The sequence below is a fragment of the Legionella sp. km772 genome, assembly GCF_003989735.1.
In the GTDB taxonomy this organism is placed as follows: domain Bacteria; phylum Pseudomonadota; class Gammaproteobacteria; order Legionellales; family Legionellaceae; genus Legionella.
On sequence record NZ_RZGQ01000007.1, the window covers coordinates 19944 to 43497 of the forward strand.

A 23554-nucleotide genomic window follows, 5' to 3' on the forward strand; every position below is an offset into this window, starting at 1 on the left:
AATATATTTTTGCTAGGTTTGTGGTATAAGCCTGAACTTAGTGCTCCAGGCTAACTACAGTTTGTTTTAGTAGGTGCGTTTAATGGCAAAATGCGCTAAATCAATCAAGGCGGTTTTGTATTCTGATTCCGGTAATACCATTAAGGAGGTTAATGCTAAATCAATTTCTTGGGTTGCTACTTTTTGGGTATAAGCAATTGCTTGGGTGTCCTCAATAGCCGCAAGAATTTCAGGCAGATATTTTAAGCTCCCTTGCTGTAAACTTTCTTTAATTTGCATTTTCTGGGTGTCATTACCATATTTTAAGGCATGAATAAGCGGCAGGGTTGCTTTACCATCGGCTAGATCATCGCCAACATTTTTACCCATCGTTTTAGCATCCGAGCAATAATCAAGCGCATCATCAATAAGTTGGAACGCATTTCCAAGATGCAGGCCATAAGCATAAAGGCTATCTCTAATTTCTTGATTAGCATCACTAAGGATAGGGCCAATACAGGCGGCGGTTGCAAACAAAAGAGCCGTTTTAGAGCGAATTACATCAAAATAATCATTAAATTCTAAACCTGGGTTATGACGATTAGTCAGTTGTTTTACTTCCCCACAGCTGATTTGATGGGAGGTATCTGCGATTAAATCTAAAATAGCAGGATTACCGACTTGTACCATGAGCTTTACCGATTGGGTCAAAAGATAATCACCCACTAAGACACTGGCCTTACTTCCCCAAATACTATTTGCGGTTTCCCTGCCTCTTCTTAAGGTGGATTCGTCTACGACATCATCATGCAATAAGGTCGCGGTATGGAAGAACTCAATCATTGCCGCCAGGGTAATATGATGTTTTCCCTGATAGCCACAGGCATTACTGCTTAGAAGAACAAGAAGTGGGCGTAAACGTTTGCCACCACTTTCTACGATATGTTGTGATAAGTCTTGAATTAAACCAACATCGGATTGAATTTTATCAATAATGAGATGATTAACCGCGTCAAAATCTTCATTTACTAAGCTACGCAAACGGTCAATAGTCATTGTATATCCTCTAACTCTTAATCAATGAATGCTAAGGCCCATGATGTTAATTGTCAAGAAAAGCGGACTCTGCTTAGCAATTATCCAGGGTTATAAAGAATCTTATGCCATCAATTAAATATATTCACATAATATATTATAAACCCAGGCTGCAACGTAGCCTCCAACCAGAGCGCCTAGAAAAGCCATTAAGCCGCCAATAGCACTATTCTGGATGGTAGGGCTATAAGTGACATACATTGAACCTACCGTAGTAACAAAGGGTTTGCCATTAAAGAAGATGTTGGCTAATAATCCGGCAAAAAGGGTTCCTAGACCCGCTAAAATCCCAAGAGTTAAGCCTAAGGCAATTGGATGTATTTTACTGTATGCCATGAGAATCCCTTTGTCATTTATATTAATTGCTAATGAGCTATTATTAATTACTATTCATCTAAGTACAATATTCAGTTCCTATTTAATTAGACAACAACTTAAGGGTTCTTCTTCTTCAATTCGTGGTTTAATACTGGGCTTAAAAATCGACGTCGTGCATTGCTTAGTCTCTTCACATTGCATTTCTGAACTATTGCTGTTCACTGGACGCATACTTGCACAATGCTGCATTTGTTGAAACGAAGAGGGCATTAAAAGAGCTTCTTGTGGTTCAGCAAGGTGACTTAGTGGTTGTTGTTTAAACCGATAAACATTCCCTAAAATGATACATGCTTGGAGTACCATTAATGCAGCCCCGATAGCGGGACTAATAGTTAAACCTGCGGTAACCAATAAGCCGCCGGAAATGAGTAAAGCCCCTAAATTATAGCCAATACTCATCATTAAATTTTGATTAATATTGCTTACCGTCTGTCTGGATAACTCAAAAAGATTGGCAATAGGCGTTAAACTGTCTTTTTGAATAACAGCCCCCGCATGTTTTTGGGCTAATTCATCGCTGTTTTGTGATAAGACGGCAATGCCTAAGTTACTCGCAGCAAGGGCATGGGTATCATTTGCTGCATCGCCTACCATTGCCACTTTTTTATTTTTTGCTTGGAGCAATTTTATTAGTTTAGGTTTTGCTTGATCCTGTTCATCCAAGGCCGTTGCCAGACAATTTGCATGGATATTCTGTGTAGCGATACCTAGTGCTTGACCGTAGCGTTGGGCAGTGAGCTCATCGGAGCCTGTGCAAAGATAAATTTCTTTGCCTTGAGCTTTTAATTGTTTAATGGTTTGATGTGCATCTTTACGGATAGGATCTGTAAGCACTAAATAACCTAAAAGCTCCTTATTTTTTGCCAAATAAACCAGGCTATCACCTGCTTCCAGTTTAAGTTTTTCTTGCGCACTAATATCCACTTCTAGTTGGTGCATTAATGCAGAGCCGCCAATAGCATAATGGTCATTATTAATCACAGCTCTTACACCTGAGTGATGTTCTTTATTCAGTTGCGTGATGCTAAGAGTTTTAGGGTTATAAGTTTGGCTATAGGTGTAAATTGTTTTAGCAATAGGATGATCTGCAGAAGATTCTAAAGCCGCAGCGATGCTAAAAAACTCTTCTAAACTTAAGGCCTTTGGCGCACATAATTCATAGTTTTTTACGCTGGGAATACCATGAGTTAATGTGCCGTTTAAATCAAAAATAACGGTGTCAATCTGCTCTGCTTCTTGCAAGGCCTTAGTACTTTTGAACGAAACGCCATGGTCTGCAGCTTTATGAACTCCTGTTTTTACCGCTAAGGGAATTACTAGTCCAAGAGTACAAGGACAGGCACTTACTAATACGGAAATAGCGCTTTGAATTGCAACCGCTGCGGGGAAAAAGAAACTGAGTGCTATGCCTGAAAGGGCAGCAATGGCAATTACTGAGGGAACAAAATAACTCAATAGTTTTTGAGTTTTTAATTCTAAAGGGGCTTTTTCAAGCATGGATTGTTCAATACCCTCATCCAGACGTGCAAGATAGGATTTTTGAGCATTATTGAGAACGAGAATTTTAAGGGGTTTTGCGTCATTAGCTAAGCGCATCCCAGCTAACACCTTGGCTCCTTGGCGGTAGTGTTGCGGATCAGTTTTGCCACTAATGATGGTGTTGTAAATAGACGTTTCTTGTTCGCAAAGTCCATCAAGCGGAATGATTTCCCCTGGATAGATTTCAATGATGTCTTTGGCTTTGATGTAATTTAAAGGCATTTCATGCATCCCACTTTTTAACGCAAGACGAACAGTTTGCGGTGCTCTGTCTTTAAATTGTCCGGGATGAATTTTTTCTTTAAGACTTTCTTCGATAGCTAACCCAATATGGCGAAACCCATAAATCAGCAAGCCTGCTTCAAACATCATGGGTAACCAAGGAACAAAGAAAGAGGCCGTAGATACGATTAAAACTGTAAGCGTACTGATAGTAAATAGACTATCCATAGTCAGGGTTTGGGACTTAGTTAATTTTTTCCACGCATCATAATAAGAATTAGCTCCTAGGATTAAAGTAAGGATAGTACTGAAGCTAGCTAAGCCTATCATGGTTATTAAAGGCAAACCGGTGGCGGTCAAAAAAGTAATTAATAAAGCAATCCCTGCGGTCGAACCCATAATACCTAGAAACCAATGCGAAGAAACGAAGTGCTTAAACGAATCTAATAGGGTTGTTTTTTTTTCACTTAGTTTTTTTTGCTGGACTGGGGGTTGGTATTTTGCATCTCTGCAAGTAAATCCTACATCGTCAATATGATTTTTTAATTGCTCCCAAATAAGCTCTGGTGACTCATTATCTTCTGTTAAAATGATGGTGGTTTTTTTAGGGTCTGCCGTTGTTAAATCAACATGGAAGTATTCTATAGTTTGTTTACTGCTTTTGCGTACAGAGTTTTCTATCGTGTTACTGCAGCTAATGCAGCTCATGCCATCAACATAAAAGACATAGGGTTTGGACATATTAGCTTTATTCTTATGCTATTTAAATTGCTCAGAATAATAACATGTTATTCTCTTTTTGCATCCTATTTCTTTAGGGCTAACTGAATAGCACTATTGAATTAATAGGGAAATTTTCAAGACAAAAAAAAGACCCTGGTTCGTTAAACCAAGGTCTTTTAGATTTGGATTACTGAGGCATAGCGGTGGATGCGGCAGTAATTTGATTCGATAGATCTGAGCTTGGTTGAGTTGCCTTGGTACCTTGCAATAATGAAACCGAGGTAGTCATTAACATCCGCTCTTGTATTTGTCTGTCTAGATAAAGTTGATAATTTATTTCTGCCAGCAAAATTGCGATTTCTTTTTGGACAGTAGCGGAGCCTGCACTATTAATTTTTTCTATCCATTGCGTTTGTGCTGAACTGCCACTTGAACTCGTTGAGCCGCTGCCTGAACCTGATGATGAAGAACCAGAGGAACCTGTTGCAGCTGCCCCACCTACTTGGAATATCCGCCAGGTTGCCATGTTATATTCATTTAAGGCCTGACTATTTTGCTGACCGCTTTCGCCGTTTTGACCGGAGCCATTTTGTTGCTGAGGTAATCTACGGGACAGAATATAGTATAGGTTACCGATACCGACAGAACTTTGGGCGGCATAAATACGGAGGTTGGTCAGATAGGTGCTTAAAATGGCCTGCATTTGTGGCTGAGAATCCCCGGCATTGACGGCAGCGTTATAAACAGCTTGATAGGTATTTTGGTTAGGTAAAATGGTTGGGCTTACTGAGCCTGATGCGTATCTAATGAAATTAGCTGCAAGTTCTGCTTGAGTTGTCGCACTTAATCCGGCTGAGGCCTCGCCTCCAGAAGGAGGTGTTGTATTGAAATTAAGCTGGTCGGAGGAGTAATTTAAAGGAGCTATTAAGGAATTACTGTTCAGCTGTGGAAGTATGGCTGCATTACTGGCAATTGAATAAAATGCCGATGGGCTTGGTGGTACTCCAACCACATTCTCTACTAATTGCGATTGGAACATGGTGGGGGCTATAGAGCAGGGTTGTGATGATTGAAACGACTTAATAGGATTAGTGGAGTTACTGACATTTTGTTGCGGGTTTTGCGTATTCGCACTACAAGCACTGACATCTGGCGTACCTAAAATGTTAAATATGGCTTGGCTTACAGGATCTGCTTGATAGGGGGGTTGATCCACTAGTGGGTTTGCTGAAATGGATGCTACTTGCGAACCGCTACTACTGCTGCTACCACTACTGCCATTATAGTTTTTGAAGGTTAAATTGGATGCAGCATTGATAGTTTCAGTCGTTTTGGATTGGGGTAAAAATGGGAGCCCTACACCTTGTTGGCCTGAGGAACTAGAACTACTATTAGATGATGTGATCGGCGGTGTTGTCGTTGGAATAGAGCCAAAAAAAGTACTGTATACTAAAGTTTCTAGTAAGGAGGTATTGGCATAGCTCGTTAGTTGTACATCAGCTATGGGTGGAGTGCTTTGGACTTTTTCTGGATCAACCTCAAACCCCAAGAGTGCCGCCCAATTGATCACCGATTGCAGCAGTTTTCCGGTATTATTGCTGGTGTCTTGTTGTGCTTGACTGTCGTTGTTATTGTAATTCTGGGCTGTGGCCGACATCATCGTTAGACACAGTAGATTAGCTACAGCAAATTTTCCTAATTTCATTATTATTCATCCCCTTCAAGTGCACGTAAAACAAGTTTTAATCGATACTGACAAAAAACTCGCGATAACAACCTTAATCGTTCAAATACAATATTTCTTTTTAAAAAGAACCCGGCAGGATCATAGCTTCCAAGACTCGTTTCTTCTGCATGAATCAATATCCTTGAGGCACTCCCTGGATGCACCGTATCAATCGCTTGCAGTAAACGTAAACCGCGACCTGATTTGATATTACCAACAATGCGAATAAACTTTTCTTCTTCAGCCAATAAGCCCATATCTATCTTTTCTATATCGTCAAGCTCTTTTCCTAACTGATCCATAGCGGCTTCAAATTCAGGATTTCCATCGAGGGTCCAATCCTCAACACTTTCCATAAAGGTAATAACACGATAAATCATTGGGTCTAAATATTCAAACCAATATTGAGCAGAAGCTTCATGACTAAGATCAGGCATTTTTTACTCTTTTTTTACAGTGATTGTTTAATGGATTAAATCCCTACATTCTACTATAGTATATTATGAAGGGTAAAAGTCCATTACTTAAAAAGCAAAATTATGAAAAAGAAATCTGGCTCGAGAATTGTAAGAGTAGTAGTTAGCATCATCAATATTCCTTATTGGTTTGATTGGGAAAGAACAAAATCATTTACTTCTTTTTTAGGAAGCATTTTTCGCCGCTTATTTATGGTTGAAAAAGAGGAAATTGACGATGAGAATGCCAATCCTGCTTTAACAGAATCCTTTGAAACCGCGCAAAAAGAACTTAAATTATCTGATGAAGATCTATTAGTACGCCAAAAAGCTTTATATCGATTGAGCTTGTTGATGTCGACCTTGGCCTTTGCCATACTTATTTATTCGGGCTATCACTTGTTTTTTGGCACGTTTCGCGCCGCCTTAATTAGTTTAATTGTAATGATGATCGCATTAGCCTTAGCTTTTCGCTATCATTTTTGGTATTACCAAATTAAGCACCGTAAATTGGGATGCTCACTTGATGAGTGGTTAAAAAAAGGTTTTCTGAGGGCGAAAGAATGAATAAACGGTTGTTAATGGTACTCTTGAGCTTTTTTCCCATTTTAGCTTTCGCTGATGATGGTACAAATTTAACCTTTGCTCCTCCCGCTAGCGATTACTCGGTAGTCTTTTTAGGCAATTTATTTGGTGCTGTGGATGGTGTGTTACATAGCTCCGGTAGCCAAATAATGGGGGCAATTTTTACGGTATTTAACTCCGCGGTACTGGCCTTAGGCGGCATAGTTATTATGTATACACTCATGGTATCTACCATGAATACGGCCCATGAAGGGCAAATGTTAGGCCAAAAATGGTCCTCTATATGGATACCTCTGCGCTCAACCTTAGGCCTGGGCTTACTTATCCCTAAAGCATCGGGCTATTGTCTAATGCAAATTTTTGTTATGTGGGTAGTGGTGCAAGGTGTTGGTGCAGCCGATAAGGTATGGCAGGCGGCCTTAAGCTATTTAAATAGGGGCGGGGTAATTATTCAGGCCGAACCAAACCCCGGGCTTAGTTTACTCGATCAGGCAAATGGCAAAGCTTTAGCCCTCCCTAATGGTGCCTTCACGATTCTGGTGGGGCAAGTCTGTATGCTAGGTTTACAAAAGCAATTAGAAATACAGCGCACAATTGATCAAGGATCTGCGGGCCGATGTAAAGATATCGATAAACAGATAAATGTGCCTGCGGGACTTACCGCTTTATGTACAGAGTCTATTCCTAATTTTCTTTCTTCCGTAAATTTTGTTACTTACCAGGGTTCTAACCCCCCACCGGCGCTTGATAGTAAGGGCAACTATAATATGCCCATGCCTAACTTTACCACTGGTAGCTATGTAGCGCTTAATGGAACCTGTGGGGTGGTCACCTGGAAACCCATGCAAAATTTACCCGCAGGTCCTAGTGGTAGTAACACTACCGTTGGTATGGGAACTAATAAAGAAACGGGCGCTGCAATTTGGTCCGGTTTAGGAGCGAAGACAACAACCACAGACACTGTGACCTTAACAAGCTCTGAATATGAGACCGCGCAATTATCGCGGGCTATTGCTTTACAACAAATGTACAGCGATTTATCCTTAGTGGCCCAAACGATGGTGGATAATAACCCTTCGTTCAACTCAAATACGAGCACTACTCCGGCTACAAATAGTTGTACAGCCTATGCCTTACAGCAGTATGGTATTCCTTATACCGCAAATGGTTCAACCTGTTTGTCAGCAAACTCAAACGATTCTAGTTGTACAACTTGGGGACCCGATCCTGCTTATTCTTCTTGCGGGGGCGCCTTATTTAATGGTACTGAATTTGCTGGAGCAATCCAGGATTATAATGGGGTAATTCAACCCACTTTACGTCTGATTGCTACCATTCAAACCACCCAACATGGTGCTAACTCTAGAAGCTTTATTGCTGATGCCAATGCGCAAGGCTGGATGATGGCGGGGGCTTACTTTTTTGACTTAGTAAAATTAAATGGTAATGCAACGAGTGAGAGTGCGCAAAATGGTTCGGGTTTTGACACGGAAAGTGGTCTGGATAATAGCACTACTACTGATCCGACAGTTAGCACTGTAAGCTCCACCACCATTGGTAAACTTTATAACTCTTTTGTTAGCGCCGCACTTAATGGCCAGAGCCGAGTTAAATTAATAGCCAATCTTATTCAAGGAAGCCCTGAGGCTACCAAACCTACGTTCACCAGTACTCAACAAACCTTAAATGCGCAAACCGATTCTAAGTCAATAAGTGTCTATGGGTTTGTCGATAATTCCTTAATGGTAAGGCCTGCAGGACAACCCGGGGCTTATAATCAATTAAAATTTGCTGATGTGTTAAACGTTAATGTTAACCCTGAAAATCAGTATTTAAAACCCATGACCTTTAGTTGTGGTAACGTAAAAACCTTCATGTTCTCTTTCTGCTTAGGAGCGCTATTAGGGGATCTTTTCTATAATGCGGTAGTCTTAGTTATTTTCAACCTCTTTATAGCTATCTTTGGGCAAATTATACAACAGTTGGTCATGGCCTTTATCATGATTCCACTACAAGCCTTGGCGCAAATTTTCCAAGCAGGCTTAGCGATGATTTCTCAACCAGGAGCCAACCCCATTGTTGCTCTAGCAAATATGGGCGTTTATTACATCAATTTCGCCGGTAATTTATGGCTTATGATCCTAGGCATTATGATCGCTATTTCTATCTTTGGCCCTGTGGTATTAGCACTGTTAATGTTGGTAGCCCCATTATTCCTTGCCTGGTTAGGTATTATGGTGAGCATTGGTTTTACGACAGCCTACTATATTCCAATTTTACCGTATATGATTTTTACCTTTGGCTCCATCGCTTGGCTTATTTCGGTGATTGAGGCTATGGTGGCGGCTCCTATTGTTGCGCTCGGGGTCACTCATCCAGAAGGGCATGATGCCTTTGGTAAGGGTGAAGCGGCGATCATGTTACTGATGAACGTCTTTTTAAGACCGGCGATGATGATTATTGGTTATATCTCAGGCATTGCTTTGTCTTATGTCAGTGTTTGGGTGCTCAATGCAGGTTTTGAGCATGCCATAAGTTTTGTGCAAGCACCTGGAGAAAAACCTAGTGCTGCGCAAGTATTGCTTCCCCAAGTCCAACATAACTCTGACTATGGAAACAGTTTAACGGGAGGAACTAGTGGCGGTTCCGGTACGGGCGGCTACAGTGACTGGGCAGGTATTTTTGCCTTCTTCTTCTCAATACTTGTGTATACTACAATGTATATCACCCTAGTACAAAAAGCCTTTACGCTAATTTCTTATCTACCCGATAAAGTACTGCGTTGGATTGGTGGAAGCCCTGAAAGTTTAGGCGGTGAATCTGCCCAATGGGGTGATGAAATGGTTAAAGGCAAAATGGGTGAGGCTTCTAAGGCTACTCAAGATGCTCAAGGTCAAATGAATAAACAAATGGGTGCTCATGCTCAGAAAGCCATTGGCAGCTTAAGGAAGAAAATGAATGAGGGCGCATCCTCCGGTGAAGTTACTGCTTCAAGTGGTGATGAGGGCGGCGGAGGCGGCGGTGGAGGAGGTGGTGGCGCTAAACCTCCAGGTGGTTCAGCGCCCCAAGGCGGCTCTCCCCCTCCTGGAGGCGCCGCCCCTCCCGGAGGAGGTGGAGGCCCTGTGCCCAAACCACTGTAATACTCACTTCCAAATCCCGAATTGTTACCCAATTCGGGATTTGTTCATTAGGGCTTATTAGCTCATTTCCAAGTGGTAGCTAGGTACTTTTTATCCTATCTTCAATCTCTATTTTAATCGGTTGGGCGCCTTGTTTAATATAATCGATAAGAACCTGACAATCGCTATCACCTTGCTTTAGCATTTTGCTTTTTTTCATAACTGAAAACACCCCACTGCCATTAGCAAAAAAATCAGTGGTAGCAATAGTATAAACTTTCTCTCGTAGTAAAGGTCCATTAAACAATTCAATGCCTTGTATTCGTTTACCCAGGGGTTGCTTCGTATCATAAGTATAGGTAATACCCGATATTTGCAGCATATTAGGGTAGCTGCCTTGCCATTGTTGCTCCAATAGATCATAAATATCTTGTCCTGTTAGGCTAACTAGTACCACAGTATTGGCAAACGGAAGGGCAGAATAGACGGCTCCTTTAGTAATTGCTCCTGCAGGGATATCAGCGCGTAGGCCATGGATATTATGGACAGCAAGATCAGCATTCATAGCTTTTTTAAATGCATCAGCAACTAAATTCCCTAAGTTAGACTCGCCCGCTGCATTTTGCTTTCTTAATAAAGGGTAGTAAGCGCTGCCTATGGGTTCTTGAATGATAGGGGCCACTTTATTTTCTGCTAAGTCGACTAAATACTGAGTTTGTGGATCAGGTGTTGTACCTGGCCACTGATTAGCAAAAGTAGTTATTATCCTTGCCTCTTTCTTCACTAGGTGGTGATTTTTCTCATCCACATCCAAACTAACTTCCGCATAGGAGCTGCTATAGCTATTGGCTTGAGTTACTAGAACTTGTTTGCCATGGTGGTTGGGTAAGAACGCATTCATAAATTGGTGGGTGTGCCCCGCCATGACCACATCAACCTCATCATTTAAGCGATAAATAATTTCTTTAATCGCCCCATGGACCTCCGTGTCCTGTTGCGTGGGGCCCTCATAGGGTTTTTGCTCTCCGCCCTCATGAATTAATACAATAATAATGTTTACCCCTTGGGCTTTAATTTCAGGAAGATAGGAGTTAATTGCCTCGGCCTCATCGATGAATTTAAGACCTTTGATATGAGCAGGGAAACTCATTTCAGGGGTATTTTTTACAATAGCTCCGATAAAGGCAATCGGAATTCCATGCACTTGCTTAATAATATAAGGAGGAAACATGGGCTTATTGGTTTCTGCATTAAGAATATTAGCGGATATATAGGGGTAGGCTGCGCCTTGGTATTCAGCCATAGGATACCAATTATTAATCGGTGGTTTGCCTGCGCCATAAATTAAGTCTAAAAGTGCCTGTTGTCCTTTATCAAACTCATGGTTTCCAAGAGTTGCGACAATATTACATTCCGGATTCATGCGCTCTTGACTTGTACAATGGTTATTTCCAAGACTATTAATGAATAAGATAGTCGGTTCATCATGCAATAACGCCGAGGCAGGAGGTGAGGCTCCTACTAAATCACCCATGATGGTGATTATCGTATTTTCCGCCATGCTACTTTGAGCCTCTTTGAGGTAGCTCGCTAAAACCGTAGCTCCTCCTACTTCTGCTTTTCCCTCTAGCCTTCCAGTGCTAATTTGGCCATGGAAATCATTAATTCCTACAATTTTTAAACGGATTGTAGGTGAGGGGCTTTGATTCTTAGTGGAGGAATAAACGCTTGTTACCAAAGGAAAAATAAGAAGGGAAAAGGATAACAGGGTGTAGGGTTTTTTTAAGATCATTAAAACATCCTGGTTTATTGCTGTCCTCCCATCATACTTAATTTGGCCTAGTTTACTAGTCAGTAGATTTAAGTTCTATGCTCAAGATTGCTACGTAAATATTCTAAAATTATTTTAATCACTGTGCGTAAGATATCGGGAACATCATCGGCTATCCGGTTAAATACATCTTTCTCAATAAAGAGGACAGTGCATGAGGTTTGTGCTACCGCGCTTGCTACTCGAGTTGCATTATCTAATAAGGCCAATTCTCCAAAAAAACCAGGTGGCATAATTGTTGTTACAGTTTTTTCATCGCGGATAATGTCCACTTGTCCTTGGGTTAAGCAGTATAAACCATCAGAAAGATCATCTTTAGCGAAAATTAATTCTCCTGGATTGAAGTTCAAGTATTGAGCATCTTCAGCAAGTGCCAATAATAGTTCAGCGGGTAAATCATGAAATAAGCGCACGGAACGCAATTCAAAAACTATAGAGAGCAGTGGGGAATATTGATCTGGATTTTTCATAATTTGCTCCAACCAAAGATCTTTATAGGGAAGGGGGAATTTATCGCTAAGTCCTATTTCTTTATGTTCAAATAAAAAGGAAATATAAGCACTTATTTTCTTATCATGAACATAGAGTTCTAAAAGTTCAATTGCTTTATCAAATACTTGTTCATTTTCCTTTTGGTTTTGGATCAACGAGGTGAGAAGTTGATTGATTTCTTTAGGAGAGACGGCAATGGCGAGCCATTGAATAAACATAGTTTTGGCAAGAGTAATTCGCAATTTTATTTCTGTTTGTACCGCGGCTTGTTTGGTGTGTTTTATTTTCTCTTCCAGCCTTAATACCTGACTAAATTCCTCTTCCATCAAAGTATAGGCATTTTGTTTAAACGCATAACTTGACACTAGTTTACATGCCCGCGCATTGGCATAGTTGGCAACGATGCTGCGATGATACATCGTCCCTTGTTGAGCGATTGAGATTAATGCGTCCTCCGCTTCTCTTGCTGAAATCAAAGAAATTAATTTAATAATGGTTTTACTTTGTCTTGGGGCAAACGCAACCGATGATAAGTGCGGTAGTGCTTTTTTTCCAAAGGAGAGAAGGGCCAATTGAGACCTAATATTTTTTTTACTTAATATGAAGTTAATTAGTTCAGGAATCAAGGACTCATCTTCAATGAGCGCAACTGCTCGTAAGGCTTCATCGCTCACGCTATTATCTTTATCCAAGATGAGGCTTTTTAAATGAATGGATAAGGGTTTAATTTTAAAAGCGCCTATAAATGAGGCTAACATTTTTCGTAGTATGGGATTGGGATCTTGACTGAGCCTAGCAAAATAGTTTAAGGCTTCTTGCTTATCAACAGCATTAAGAAAGTCGGATAAATTTTTAATCACTGGAAAAAATAAGTCATGGGAACTTGTCTTGCAAACGCTAAAGGCAGCATCCAAATTTAGGCGCGCTATTTCTTCAATCATTTTGCGTTGGAGCTCTAACTCGGTTTCCCCTGGCAGATGCTTTATTAAAAAAGCTAGGGCATGAGGTGATTCTCTCGAGCGAATAAGATTAATAAGTTCATTACGTACGAGACCATCCTTATGCTCAAGCAAATTAAAAACTGCTAAGGGAAGCGACTTATCAGCATAGAGTTTATTAATTAGATCTAAACCATAAAACACGGTATAGATATCGGGCTCTTGAATGGCCTTTATTGCTATGTCTTGTAAAATAGGTTGGGTGGCGGGGCTAATTTCCTCGAGGATGTTAAAGCGCTTAAAGGCTGATTCTTGTTGTAGAGTAACCTTATAATATTGTTTTACTTTATAAGCAAAGAACAGGGCGATAAGAGCTAGAGGAAGAATCCAACAGGTGAGATAATAAACGCTAGTTTTCCCCAACGTAAAAATTACGAGTAAGATCATCGACACAACACTGGCGGTGGATTTTATATTGGCCTTGGTAATAAACCGAATGCTTGCTGGTAAAATATTTAAAGTAATTTCCGCGCTATACGCTCCGTAACTAAAACCAAAAATAGATCGGATGGAGCCTAAAGCAATAATAGTCCAAAAGCTAGGGTATAAAATAACAGCAAGAGCGTTAACCAAGGCAATTAAAGGGATAGAGTAAAGTAGTCCTTGTAAGCCAAAACGTTTTAATACTCGTTCAGAGGTTGAGGCGATGAGCAGGCCAATACAATTAGTAATTCCAGAAAAATAACCAAAAAAGGAGCTTAATTGTTCATGGGTAAAATAGGAGGCCGACTCAACTCTCATAATGTATTGACTAACACCCATAATGGTGGTGATTAAGACAGTAAAGAGCATCATGTAATAATACAAAGCATATTTAATGGCTTTAGGCTTAATTTTTTTGTTACCTTGTGGTTTTTTATCCTCTTGGTAAACTGGTAGTTTCCAAATCGCGAGTCCGCATAGTATGAGCATTAAGGTAACGAAGATTAGTAAAGAAGTGTTAGAATAAAACAATACTAGTAGTGGTACGACAAAGCTAAAGATAATGGAGCTTAAGTATGCAGCTTGGTTGCAATATTTAGCTACACTTTTGTATTCGCGCATCCCAAAAGCTAACGAGAGCATACTCCAACAAATAATCGTTGCTAGAGAGGTGATTCCTGATGTAATGATAGCCACCACAAAAGGTATAGCATAAGCCTTAAACTGCATGAGGATTATCCCCATCAAGAAAACTAAGGCAAAACCTAGGTATTGGATTAACGCGTTTTTTTTATAGTTTTTAGTAAGTAAACGTAAACCGATGCCACGTAAGAGTGAGGTTACAATAGTTTGTAGTACGATATAATAAATAAGAGCGCTGGCCGGATAATTAGACAGAATGATACTATAGCCGTAAATACTTCCGACAGTACCTGCGGCAGAATCACACATCGCTAAAGCAATAGCAAACCAAAAGGTTTTACTTTTAAATAATGGTTGGAATGTAGAGGACACGTTTATCCTTATTAATTTTCTGGCCATAGTTGCCAGGAAAATTAAGCGCTATCAATAATGTATAACTGAGCGAATTTTCTTTTTATTTAGTATAGCTTAGGAATGCGCAAGCAGCGCGACGCTGGAGTGTAACTAGAGCAATAGAATCCTTATTGCTGGTATTCTTTGGCGCCAGCGATGATGAGCTTGTAGACTCGTTCACTGATAATGCCTTGTTCAAATTTCATTTTTGCATCTTGGGTCATCAATTGGCCGCGTTGACGGACTAACTTACGGGTTGCAGATGTCACCTCATTGGGATCACTTTCAAGTAAAATATCGCGAACCTCTTCGTCAAAAACTAGATATTCGCGTAAGGCTACTCGCTTCTCATCTACAGTAGGGACTAATTTCTGCCAAATACAAAGACGAATAGTTTCTAAAATATCAATAGTTCTTCCTAAGCGCTCTTCACCAGAGAAGGAGGTAACCAATCGTCGCATAGTTTCCGCCACCCCTGAAGTATGAAGCGTGGTATAAACGGGGTGTCCGGTTAATGCGGCCTCTAGTGCAGCACTTATCGTCTCTGCGTCACGGCACTCACCCACCATGATTAAACGAGGTTTTCTGCGCAATGCGTTTCTAACTCCATCAGCAAAATTAGGCAAGTGACGTGGAATTTCTGATTGGCTAACCACTGCAGAAACGGTTTCGATTTCATCATAAACAAACTCAATAGGTGATTCATAAGTCAGTACTTTACGATGCGAGTCGTCATTTTCTATAAGTGAGCGAATGATCGAGGCAAGGAGAGTGGATTTTCCTGAGCCAGTTGCCCCGGTAATAAATACAATCCCTTCTTGCGGAGCTACGGCCTCCAGCACATTATCCGGCAAGTTCATCATGCTGATATGCGGTGGCGTGGTAGGAATGGTTCTTAAAGTAAGTTGAATGGCGTCATGGCCTTCAACTAAACAGGCTGTTCCATTAACCCGGTAACGATAACGAACGCCACGATTCGGGCGAAATTCATAATGCGTGTCTATATCTTGACCAGAGAGAAGTTGAGTAGTCGCGTTAGGACCATAAATAGCGTTAATTAAATCACCCAACTCGGTATTCGATAGGCGTCGGTTAGTAATTTTAATTAATTTACCATAAACTTCTGCAAAAATAGGCTCACCGGTTTGAATGGTGATATCCGAGGCATTTAAACTTTCCGCATGCTCCAGCATTTTGTCCATAAACACTGGAGTAAAGCGCGTTGGTTCATCGGGCATTAGTCGAATATTGCTCATAGTTTCTAATCAGTTGACTGGTGTAATTACAGGTTGCCAAGCTTTGTTGGTAATTATAATTTTAGACTGATTTGCGACTTTTTCCATATTCTTGAATTGCTCCAGGGCATTTTCATCTTTAGCAACAGCCGCTTTCCACTCATCACTATTCACATTAAGCGCTGGGAGGGCAGTAATCCTCAGTACACGATCATCAATACGAATTTCTGAGCCATCACCCGTCACCCCTAAATCCGTATGAGATACATAAGGAGGTGATACCATATTCATCGCTAGTAATTTTCTATAAAGGATTATTCCACCAAAATCCTCTTTGAGACGTGCTAAACTTTCTTCTAAAATAGTATTGGCCTGCTCTATACCTTTCTTCCAACCTCTAGCAGTATAAATACACCATACGTCTTTCTCTATCTTGGTTTTTGGTAACAAGGTAGAGTTAGGCGGCTCAGGCTTCATGTAATCCATCCATAAATATTGGCGCCATGTGGGTGGGGTCGTAATGAAATGTGCTTGTTTTGCCACTTTATAAGTGCGATCTGAAATTCTTATACTTTGCTCATCCGCTAAATTAAGTGTATTGCGGCCTTCAAGCAATACAGGAGGCAAGATATTATGCTCTAATACTAAAGAATTAAAATCATAGATAGTATCTAGATTTCTGGTTTGTTTCGTCAACGCTTCGTCAATAATTTTAGCACGCCAAGCAAGACCCGCTTGAGCTCCTAAACTTAGTGCAATTTCTTTAAGAGCCATCTCACGCACTCTACCAATTTTTTGCTTTTTCTTATTGCGCGTGTATTTAGGACTAGCCATGGCTTGAATGCCCTCTAGAGAGCCCGTATCCCCTAAATTACCCCGAGAAGAACCACATCCCACTAGGATTAAGGATAAAGCAATAGCAGTAATACTACTAGGAATAGATTTTCGCATAGCGTAACTCAACAACCTGACTGTTAGGGTAAACGTAAATATAGGCTTTCTTTCCAGCCTGATAATCGATATTACGCAAAATTTCGGCAAGACTTTGATCTTTGATACTTAAACTAATAAGAATAGGAACAGCAGGGGCTTTACCTAACACTCTTAATTTGAAGTGAGCTGATTTCGCAACCCGCGCTGTGAGCTCTTCAACGGGACCAGACCAGTCAACACTAGCCCTGGCTTGCAGATTGTAAGCATTAGGAATGGTCAGTGTATTATCTTTATTGGGGGGGGTGATGACCTTTTCAATTTTAGCCATCTCAAGCATAGAATCACTCACAGAGACTGCTGCTTCTGCTAATTTAATGGAGGCATCATCACTGGGGTTATTCATCGGAGGTTTTTTAAATGTAACATGATGACATCCGGCGAGGAATGTCGAAATCACAAACATCATGACAATTTTCTTGCTCATTCAATGTTCTTAATATCTAGAAGTATGACTTGATTGAAACAGGAGCTAAGCTCCTTGTCAAGATATAGTTATAGTTTTTCAAATAGGCTCGAAACTACTTGACCAACTCGTTTTAATTTAATTAATTTCCAGTGCTCAGGTGCGAGCTCTATTTCTTCTGGAGTTTCCAAATACAGTAGACCGCCCTTGATTAATAAATTATTTTTCACAATAGATTGCACACAGCTCGGAAGGTAGTTTTCCGCAAAAGGGGGATCTAAGAAAATAAGATCGTATTGCTCTCTACTTTGTTGTAGATAGGTACGAGCATCCTCTTTAATCAGCTGCAAATTAGAGCTATTAAACTCTTTGATAATTTTTTGCAAATTATTATGAGCAGACAAGGAGCGCTCTACAAGAACGACTTTGGATGCACCTCTAGAAAAGGCTTCAAAGCCTAAAGAGCCACTACCGGCAAAAGCATCTAAACAACGTGCATCCTTAATATCATGCATTAACCAATTAAATAGGGTTTCTTTTACCCGGTCTGGAGTAGGACGCAACCCTTCTACCGCGGGGAAATGAATTTTTTTCCCGCGATATAAGCCACCAATAATCCGTATTACTTGCTTCAAACTTGCCCCACCGTAACTTGTAATAATTTCTTTGGATGTACTTCTTGTTGAAAAGCTTTTTTGATGTCGTCTTGAGTAACTTTATTAATCTTATCCAGGTAAGTATCAAGATAATCAGCAGGTAAATGATAAAAAGTCATCCGTAGAAGTAAACTGGCTATTGTCTTATTACTCGCTAAGGAGAGGGGAAAACTTCCTTTTAAATAATTCTTGGCTGCTTCTAATTCATTGAGGCTTGGACCATTTTGTATATAAGTGTTAAGCACTTCCTCAGTGAGGCTTACCGCAGCATTGACTTGTTGATTTTGAGTGGATAAAGCGACCACAAATGGGCCTGGGCCAGGCATTGGTACGAATTGACTCTCAATAGAGTAGGTTAAACCTTGCTTTTCACGGACTTCTATGGCCAATTTTGAGGTTAAACTTGCGCCACCTAAAATATAATTTCCTACCATCAAGGGAAAATAATGGGGGTTGCTGTGATCAATCCCTAATTGCCCCAAGCGTATCGTAGTTTGAGAAGAGGGGAAGGGGAGATGAACCTGTTTAGCCGCAGCTAAGGGAGGGGCTCTGTCAATAGGGGCGGCTGCTTTTCCTGGACTTAGATTCAGGGTTAATTTATCCGCTAACTGATGGGCTGTTTGACTGTCTATAGCGCCAACAAAGACTAGAGTTGCATTATTCGCTACGTAGTATTGTTTATAAAATTGAACAACCTCCTCGCGTTTAATTTTTTTGATACTAGTAGCCGTACCATTGGTGGGATGAGCATAAGGGTGTTCTTGATACAAGTGTTGAAAAAATACATCGGTGGCCATGGTGTCAGGAGAGCTTTGTGCTTGGGCAATAGCCATATAAAATTGTTTTTTTTCTCTTTCTAAGGCCTCTTGCGGAAAATCGGGATGATTAAGGATTTGAGCAAAGGTTGAGGTCGCTTGGTTTAATTCTTCTTTGCTGGTTAAGGTACGTAAACTAAAGACAACCATGTCTTTATTGGTGGTAGTATCAAATTGAGCGCCTGTATTATCAAGCTGTTCTGCTAAAGTAGTTGAGTCAATACCCGAGCTGCCCTCATTGAGCATTTGGGCCGTAAGGGCACTTAAACCGTAGCTTTTTTGATCATAGGCCGAACCTGCAGCAAAGGCTATACTAATATCAAGCATGGGTACCTCAGGGGCTTGATAAAAAACAACCGTTACACCATTTTTAGTTGTCCAGTGCTCAGTTTTAAACGTATTGGCAATACTTAAGGGGGTAACAACCAGTAATACAAGACTCAGGATGTTTTTAAAGGAACTCATGATTTACCTTCTATAATCGGTTTTAACTCAGCTTCTGTCATATTATTCTCTTGAAAATAACGTTGCGCCGTTTCTTTAATTTGTTCCGGGGTTATTTTATTAATCGCGTCATTGTACTTATCTGTATGTTGCCAGCCAATCCCCGTAGTTTCTAGAAGTCCTAACTCCATGGCTTGACCAAAAATAGAGTCCTTTTCAAAGGTTTTTTGCGCAATAATTTGATTTTTTACCCGCTGTAGTTCCCGAGGATTGACTAATTGTGTTTTAAGTTGATTAAGCTGTGCTAAAAAGCCTTGTTCTAAATCTGCATTACTGCGGTTTTGACTGGGTGAGCCATAAACTATAAATTGGGTTTGATAACGGGCATAGAGGTTATAATAGGCATCTGCGCCAGCCGCAACATGATTTTTCCGAATTAATTCTTTAGTAAAACGAGCGCCATTGCCGGCATCTAAAATACCCGCAATAAGTTCTAAGGCATAAGGCTCCCAAGGACGCTCTGCCGTTTTTACACTGGGAACAGTAAAGCCGATTAGTAACAGCGGTAATTGGGCATGCCCATGTACAATAATACTTTTTTTCCCTAGGGCAGGGGGTTCTTGTTGTGATTCTCGGTGGGGTAGGGGTTTTGAGGGAAGGGCGTCAAAATATTTTTTGGCTAAGGAAAATACTGCCTCAGGTTTAACATCCCCTACAACGACTAAAGTAGCATTATTGGGCGCATAATAGCGCTGATACCATTGTTTTAAATCATCAACCTGCATTTGCTGTAAGTCATTCATCCAGCCAATGACGGGGTGGTTATAAGCGGAAGCTAGATGGGCCGTGGCTAAAAAACGCTCAAAAGCGAGTGCTTGCGGATTATCATCAGTACGCATTCGTCGTTCTTCTTGAATCACCTTAATTTCTTTGGCAAATTCATTAGCATCCAATAAAAGATTATTCATGCGATCTGCTTCTAAGGCAAAGCAAGTTGCTAATTGGTTAGCTGAGACCTTTTCAAAATAAGCGGTATAATCATTATTTGTTATGGCGTTTTCTTTACCACCTAAGGCCGCAATGGTCTTGGAAAAAATACCTAAAGGATATTGAGCAGTTCCTTTAAACATCATATGCTCTATAGCATGTGAAACACCGGTAATTCCTCCGGGCTCATCCGCGGAGCCTACGTTATACCAAATCATGGATACAGCTATCGGAGCGCGGTGATCTTCCTTTACCAGTACTTTTAAGCCATTATTCAATTTAAACTCTTGCACTTGGCTGAAGGTCTGGCAAGATAGTAACATGAATAGGGTAGCAAGTATTTTGTACACAACTTAACCTTTAAGCGAAAAAGGTGATAGAATTTCACATTTCTCAGGATTTGTACACTAAATGATTAAATGGTTTAAACGAAATCAAGACTCAAAGATAGAAAATAGCATTGAAAATCAAAGTGTTAGTGATGAAACTAGTCTTGCGATTGAGTCAGAAGAAACTATCGAGCCGCTAGATGAGGTCGAATCAAGCGTACCCAAAGAAGGTATTTTTGCTCGCTTTAAACGCAGTTTAAGTAAAACCCGTCATCAACTAGGTGATGGTATTGGGCGTCTATTATTAGGAAAAAAAGAGATAAGCCCTGAATTAATAGAAGAATTAGAGACCTTACTTGTCAGTGCGGATCTCGGCATGGAAACCACCCAAAAGGTTTTAAAAGAATTAACTGAAGGTTTAGCGCGAAAACAATTATCTGATGGGGATATGGTGTATGAAGCCTTAAAAGAACACCTACAAAAAATCTTAGGGGTTTCCCCAGCACTTTCTTTTGCTACAGAGGATCATTCTCCTTATGTTATTTTGATGGTCGGGGTGAATGGCGCAGGAAAAACAACCACGATCGGCAAACTCGCCAAGCAACTGCAAAATCAAGGAAAAAAAGTGATGCTTGCGGCCGGCGATACTTTTCGTGCTGCAGCGGTCGAGCAGTTACAAGTATGGGGGGAGCGGAATGGTATCCCCGTTATCGCTCAGCATACCGGCGCTGATAGTGCCTCGGTCATTTTTGATGCTTTACAAGCTGCTAAAGCACGAAAGATAGATGTTTTGATTGCAGATACAGCGGGTCGTTTACATACTCAAAGTAATTTAATGGAAGAGTTAAAAAAGGTAAAACGGGTGATGCAAAAATTGGATGCTAAGGCTCCTCATGAGACCATGCTGATTCTGGATGCGAGTATCGGTCAAAATGCCTTAGTTCAAGCCCGACAATTCCACGAAGCAGTCCAGTTAACCGGAATCACTATGACCAAGCTTGATGGAACTGCGAAAGGTGGGATCTTATTTGCCATAGCTAACGAGCTAGGCTTACCATTTAGATATTTAGGGATAGGTGAGGGTATTGATAATTTAAGACCCTTTGATGCAGAGCAATTCGTTGGTGCACTATTTTAATGATGATCACATTTGACCAGGTCAGTAAACGATATCCGGGAGGATTTGAAGCGCTCAGCCAGGTTAATTTTTCTTTGCAAAAAGGGGAAATGGCCTTTCTCACTGGCCGTTCAGGAGCTGGGAAAAGCACTTTGCTTAAGCTTATTGCCTTATTGGAGTGGCCAACTTCTGGCCAATTAACAGTTAATGGTTTACGTTTGAATCAGCTTCACAAAAAAGATGTGGCAGCCCACCGAAGTCGCTTAGGCATCACCTTCCAATCCCCCTCATTGCTCAATGATCGAAGCGTATTTGATAATGTGGCTCTGCCCTTGCAAATACAAGGCTTGTCTTATCCTATGATAGCCAAACGTGTTCATGCCGCTTTAGATATGGTCGGCTTATTGAATAAAGAAAAAATGCTTCCTATGCATTTATCCGGTGGTGAGCAACAGCGAATTGGCTTAGCTCGGGCAGTGGTCCATAAGCCTTCTTTATTATTGGCTGATGAGCCAACCGGGAATTTAGATCCGCAACTTTCTGCCGAAATCATGACGATTTTTGAACAATTTAATCAGGTTGGGGTGAGTATTTTAATAGCGACTCATGATCTGGCCTTAATCGCGAGTAAGAAGCATCGTATTTTGATGTTGCGTGAGGGGCGAATGTGCTAAAAATAATACAGTCTATTCTAAGCTATCATCTGCAAGCTGCCCTATCTAGCCTCAACTTACTGTGTCGCAAACCCTTTGCTACCCTAATGACTGTTATTGTTATTGCCATCGCTTTAGCCTTGCCCGCGTTATTTTGGGTTTTTACTGATAACATCAGCCAGCTCACCTCGGGGTGGAAACGGAATGGGCATCTTTCATTATATTTGCAACCTGCCTTAAGCGAAAATGAAGAAAAAACGGTGTTAGAGCAAGTCCAGGCGACAGCGGGTGTTGGGCATGCGTCTTTAAAATCGGCCCAGGAGGGATTAACCGAACTTACGGCGCAGGAAGGAATGCAGGATATTATGCATTATCTTCCGGAAAACCCTTTACCGGCAGTGATTGAGGTGACTCCGACTATCGATATTGATTCTGCCGCTAATTTAGACATGTTAGCTCGTCAATTAAGTAAGCTTGCGAAAGTAGAGCAAACCAAAGTGGATATGGAGTGGGTGGGGCGTTTACATACGCTTCTAGGTTTTGCCACCAAGCTCTCTAATGCGATGTTAGTTTTATTAGCTTTAGCCGTGGTATTAATTATTGGTAATACTTTACGTTTAGCCATCCAAAATCGCTACGAAGAAATTCAAATTTTGAAACTTGTTGGCGCAACCGATCCCTTTATTATCCGCCCCTTTTTATATTCTGGAATATGGTATGGCTTAGCGGGAGCCTTGGTTGCTGTTTTTTTAGTAAATATTTTTATCCTAAGCTTGGGAATGGTAATCAATCGCCTCACCGTTGTTTATCAAATGCACTATCCGCTAACTAGTTTATCGATAAGACAAATCTTGTTACTTATAGCTTTTTCTATTATACTTGGATGGATAGGGGCTCGTTTTTCCGTGAAGAGGCAATTGGCTTCCATAGAGCCAGCCCTATAATATTCTTAAGCAGGGCCACCTCATGAAAAAAATCTAGCTTAAATCGGTAAATAATGAGAGGCTAGCTTCATTTAAATGGATATAGGAATGAAGCTGGAAGAAGGATTTTTAGATTTTTTTATTTCACTTGATGATCCACGATCAACACGTAATCGTTTATATACGATGTCAGAAATTTTGTTATGTACACTTAGTGCTGCAATTTGTGGTGCTGAAGGTTGGCAAGATGTAGAGGATTTTGGCAAGGCCAAGATAGATTATTTAAGACAATATTTACCTTACAAAAATGGCATACCAAGTGATGACACATTTCGACGCTTTTATAGAGCCCTTGACCCAGAGCATTTTCAAGAGCTATTTCGAGATTGGATTAAAAAT

At 40.7% G+C, this 23554-nt stretch carries 19 protein-coding genes; 6 read left to right on the forward strand and 13 right to left on the reverse strand.

Features of this window, described 5'->3' with window-relative positions:
* Positions 1-66: 66 nt before the first annotated feature.
* The 5 genes from ELY15_RS01710 to icmW all read right to left on the reverse strand — a co-directional run bounded on the left by ELY15_RS01710 (position 67) and on the right by icmW (position 6099).
* A complete protein-coding gene (locus ELY15_RS01710; RefSeq protein WP_127097934.1) occupies positions 67-1035 on the reverse strand; it encodes a polyprenyl synthetase family protein in 969 nt (322 codons plus the stop codon).
* A 114-nt stretch (positions 1036-1149) separates the two neighbouring features.
* Positions 1150-1410 (reverse strand): hypothetical protein, encoded by a 261-nt coding sequence (locus tag ELY15_RS01715; RefSeq protein WP_127097935.1) that lies wholly within the window; start codon positions 1408-1410, stop codon positions 1150-1152.
* Positions 1411-1488: 78 nt separating this feature from the next.
* A complete protein-coding gene (locus tag ELY15_RS01720) occupies positions 1489-3954 on the reverse strand; it encodes a cation-translocating P-type ATPase (RefSeq protein ID WP_127097936.1) in 2466 nt (821 codons plus the stop codon).
* 169 nt (positions 3955-4123) lie between these two features.
* Complete coding sequence (locus ELY15_RS01725) at positions 4124-5641, reverse strand: type IV secretion protein IcmX (RefSeq protein ID WP_127097937.1); 1518 nt, start codon at positions 5639-5641, stop codon at positions 4124-4126.
* 2 nt (positions 5642-5643) lie between these two features.
* Positions 5644-6099, reverse strand: coding sequence for a type IVB secretion system protein IcmW (gene icmW, locus ELY15_RS01730; RefSeq protein WP_127097938.1), 456 nt, complete (start codon positions 6097-6099; stop codon positions 5644-5646).
* Positions 6100-6201: 102 nt separating this feature from the next.
* Here icmW and icmV point away from each other — a divergent pair, with 102 nt between their 5' ends.
* Together icmV and dotA are read left to right on the forward strand one after the other, a co-directional pair.
* The gene (gene icmV, locus ELY15_RS01735; RefSeq protein WP_127097939.1) at positions 6202-6684 is read left to right on the forward strand and encodes a type IVB secretion system protein IcmV; all 483 of its coding nucleotides are present in this window, start codon (positions 6202-6204) and stop codon (positions 6682-6684) included.
* Entirely contained in the window at positions 6681-9842 is a 3162-nt protein-coding gene (gene dotA, locus ELY15_RS01740) for a type IVB secretion system protein DotA (protein ID WP_127097940.1), read from the forward strand. Before icmV ends, dotA begins: the two co-directional genes overlap by 4 nt.
* A 79-nt stretch (positions 9843-9921) precedes the next feature.
* On the opposite strand, the gene ELY15_RS01745 is transcribed toward dotA, so the two are convergent.
* The 8 genes from ELY15_RS01745 to ELY15_RS01780 all read right to left on the reverse strand — a co-directional run bounded on the left by ELY15_RS01745 (position 9922) and on the right by ELY15_RS01780 (position 20483).
* On the reverse strand, positions 9922-11613 hold the full coding sequence (locus ELY15_RS01745) for a bifunctional UDP-sugar hydrolase/5'-nucleotidase (RefSeq protein WP_127097941.1): 1692 nt from the start codon (positions 11611-11613) through the stop codon (positions 9922-9924).
* A 68-nt stretch (positions 11614-11681) separates the two neighbouring features.
* The gene (locus ELY15_RS01750; RefSeq protein ID WP_158617398.1) at positions 11682-14579 is read right to left on the reverse strand and encodes a cyclic nucleotide-binding domain-containing protein; all 2898 of its coding nucleotides are present in this window, start codon (positions 14577-14579) and stop codon (positions 11682-11684) included.
* A 149-nt stretch (positions 14580-14728) separates the two neighbouring features.
* Positions 14729-15838, reverse strand: coding sequence for a Dot/Icm type IV secretion system ATPase DotB (dotB, locus tag ELY15_RS01755; protein WP_127097951.1), 1110 nt, complete (start codon positions 15836-15838; stop codon positions 14729-14731).
* Between the two features lie 27 nt (positions 15839-15865).
* Entirely contained in the window at positions 15866-16786 is a 921-nt protein-coding gene (locus ELY15_RS01760; protein WP_127097943.1) for a type IV secretion system DotC family protein, read from the reverse strand.
* Positions 16767-17252, reverse strand: coding sequence for a type IVB secretion system lipoprotein DotD (gene dotD / locus ELY15_RS01765; RefSeq protein ID WP_127097944.1), 486 nt, complete (start codon positions 17250-17252; stop codon positions 16767-16769). Before dotD ends, ELY15_RS01760 begins: the two co-directional genes overlap by 20 nt.
* A 68-nt stretch (positions 17253-17320) precedes the next feature.
* Positions 17321-17866, reverse strand: coding sequence for a 16S rRNA (guanine(966)-N(2))-methyltransferase RsmD (gene rsmD / locus ELY15_RS01770; protein WP_127097945.1), 546 nt, complete (start codon positions 17864-17866; stop codon positions 17321-17323).
* Positions 17863-19167: a pitrilysin family protein gene (locus ELY15_RS01775; protein WP_127097946.1), complete on the reverse strand. Its 1305-nt coding sequence runs from the start codon at positions 19165-19167 to the stop codon at positions 17863-17865. Before ELY15_RS01775 ends, rsmD begins: the two co-directional genes overlap by 4 nt.
* Positions 19164-20483, reverse strand: coding sequence for a pitrilysin family protein (locus ELY15_RS01780; protein WP_127097947.1), 1320 nt, complete (start codon positions 20481-20483; stop codon positions 19164-19166). Before ELY15_RS01780 ends, ELY15_RS01775 begins: the two co-directional genes overlap by 4 nt.
* Positions 20484-20544: 61 nt before the next feature.
* Between ELY15_RS01780 and ftsY the strand changes: the two genes are divergently transcribed.
* The 4 genes from ftsY to ELY15_RS01800 form a co-directional block, all read left to right on the forward strand.
* Positions 20545-21600 (forward strand): signal recognition particle-docking protein FtsY, encoded by a 1056-nt coding sequence (gene ftsY / locus ELY15_RS01785; protein ID WP_127097948.1) that lies wholly within the window; start codon positions 20545-20547, stop codon positions 21598-21600.
* Positions 21601-21602: 2 nt separating this feature from the next.
* Positions 21603-22253, forward strand: coding sequence for a cell division ATP-binding protein FtsE (gene ftsE, locus ELY15_RS01790; protein ID WP_127097952.1), 651 nt, complete (start codon positions 21603-21605; stop codon positions 22251-22253).
* A complete protein-coding gene (gene ftsX / locus ELY15_RS01795) occupies positions 22247-23176 on the forward strand; it encodes a permease-like cell division protein FtsX (protein ID WP_127097949.1) in 930 nt (309 codons plus the stop codon). The genes ftsE and ftsX overlap by 7 nt, the downstream gene beginning before the upstream one ends.
* A gap of 87 nt (positions 23177-23263) precedes the next feature.
* A partial coding sequence (locus ELY15_RS01800) for an ISAs1 family transposase (RefSeq protein ID WP_158617399.1) occupies positions 23264-23554 on the forward strand: 291 nt, incomplete at its 3' end.

Bases quoted from the DNA above. Each gene is read 5' to 3' on its own strand.
- ftsY (WP_127097948.1), top strand. From the start codon at position 20,545: ATGATTAAATGGTTTAAACGAAATCAAGACTCAAAGATAGAAAATAGC.
- dotD (WP_127097944.1), bottom strand. From the start codon at position 17,252: ATGAGCAAGAAAATTGTCATGATGTTTGTGATTTCGACATTCCTCGCC.
- ELY15_RS01725 (WP_127097937.1), bottom strand. From the start codon at position 5,641: ATGAAATTAGGAAAATTTGCTGTAGCTAATCTACTGTGTCTAACGATG.
- icmV (WP_127097939.1), top strand. From the start codon at position 6,202: ATGAAAAAGAAATCTGGCTCGAGAATTGTAAGAGTAGTAGTTAGCATC.
- dotB (WP_127097951.1), bottom strand. From the start codon at position 15,838: ATGCCCGATGAACCAACGCGCTTTACTCCAGTGTTTATGGACAAAATG.
- ELY15_RS01710 (WP_127097934.1), bottom strand. From the start codon at position 1,035: ATGACTATTGACCGTTTGCGTAGCTTAGTAAATGAAGATTTTGACGCG.
- ftsE (WP_127097952.1), top strand. From the start codon at position 21,603: ATGATCACATTTGACCAGGTCAGTAAACGATATCCGGGAGGATTTGAA.
- ELY15_RS01760 (WP_127097943.1), bottom strand. From the start codon at position 16,786: ATGCGAAAATCTATTCCTAGTAGTATTACTGCTATTGCTTTATCCTTA.
- dotA (WP_127097940.1), top strand. From the start codon at position 6,681: ATGAATAAACGGTTGTTAATGGTACTCTTGAGCTTTTTTCCCATTTTA.
- ELY15_RS01775 (WP_127097946.1), bottom strand. From the start codon at position 19,167: ATGAGTTCCTTTAAAAACATCCTGAGTCTTGTATTACTGGTTGTTACC.
- icmW (WP_127097938.1), bottom strand. From the start codon at position 6,099: ATGCCTGATCTTAGTCATGAAGCTTCTGCTCAATATTGGTTTGAATAT.
- ELY15_RS01745 (WP_127097941.1), bottom strand. From the start codon at position 11,613: ATGATCTTAAAAAAACCCTACACCCTGTTATCCTTTTCCCTTCTTATT.
- ELY15_RS01715 (WP_127097935.1), bottom strand. From the start codon at position 1,410: ATGGCATACAGTAAAATACATCCAATTGCCTTAGGCTTAACTCTTGGG.
- ELY15_RS01720 (WP_127097936.1), bottom strand. From the start codon at position 3,954: ATGTCCAAACCCTATGTCTTTTATGTTGATGGCATGAGCTGCATTAGC.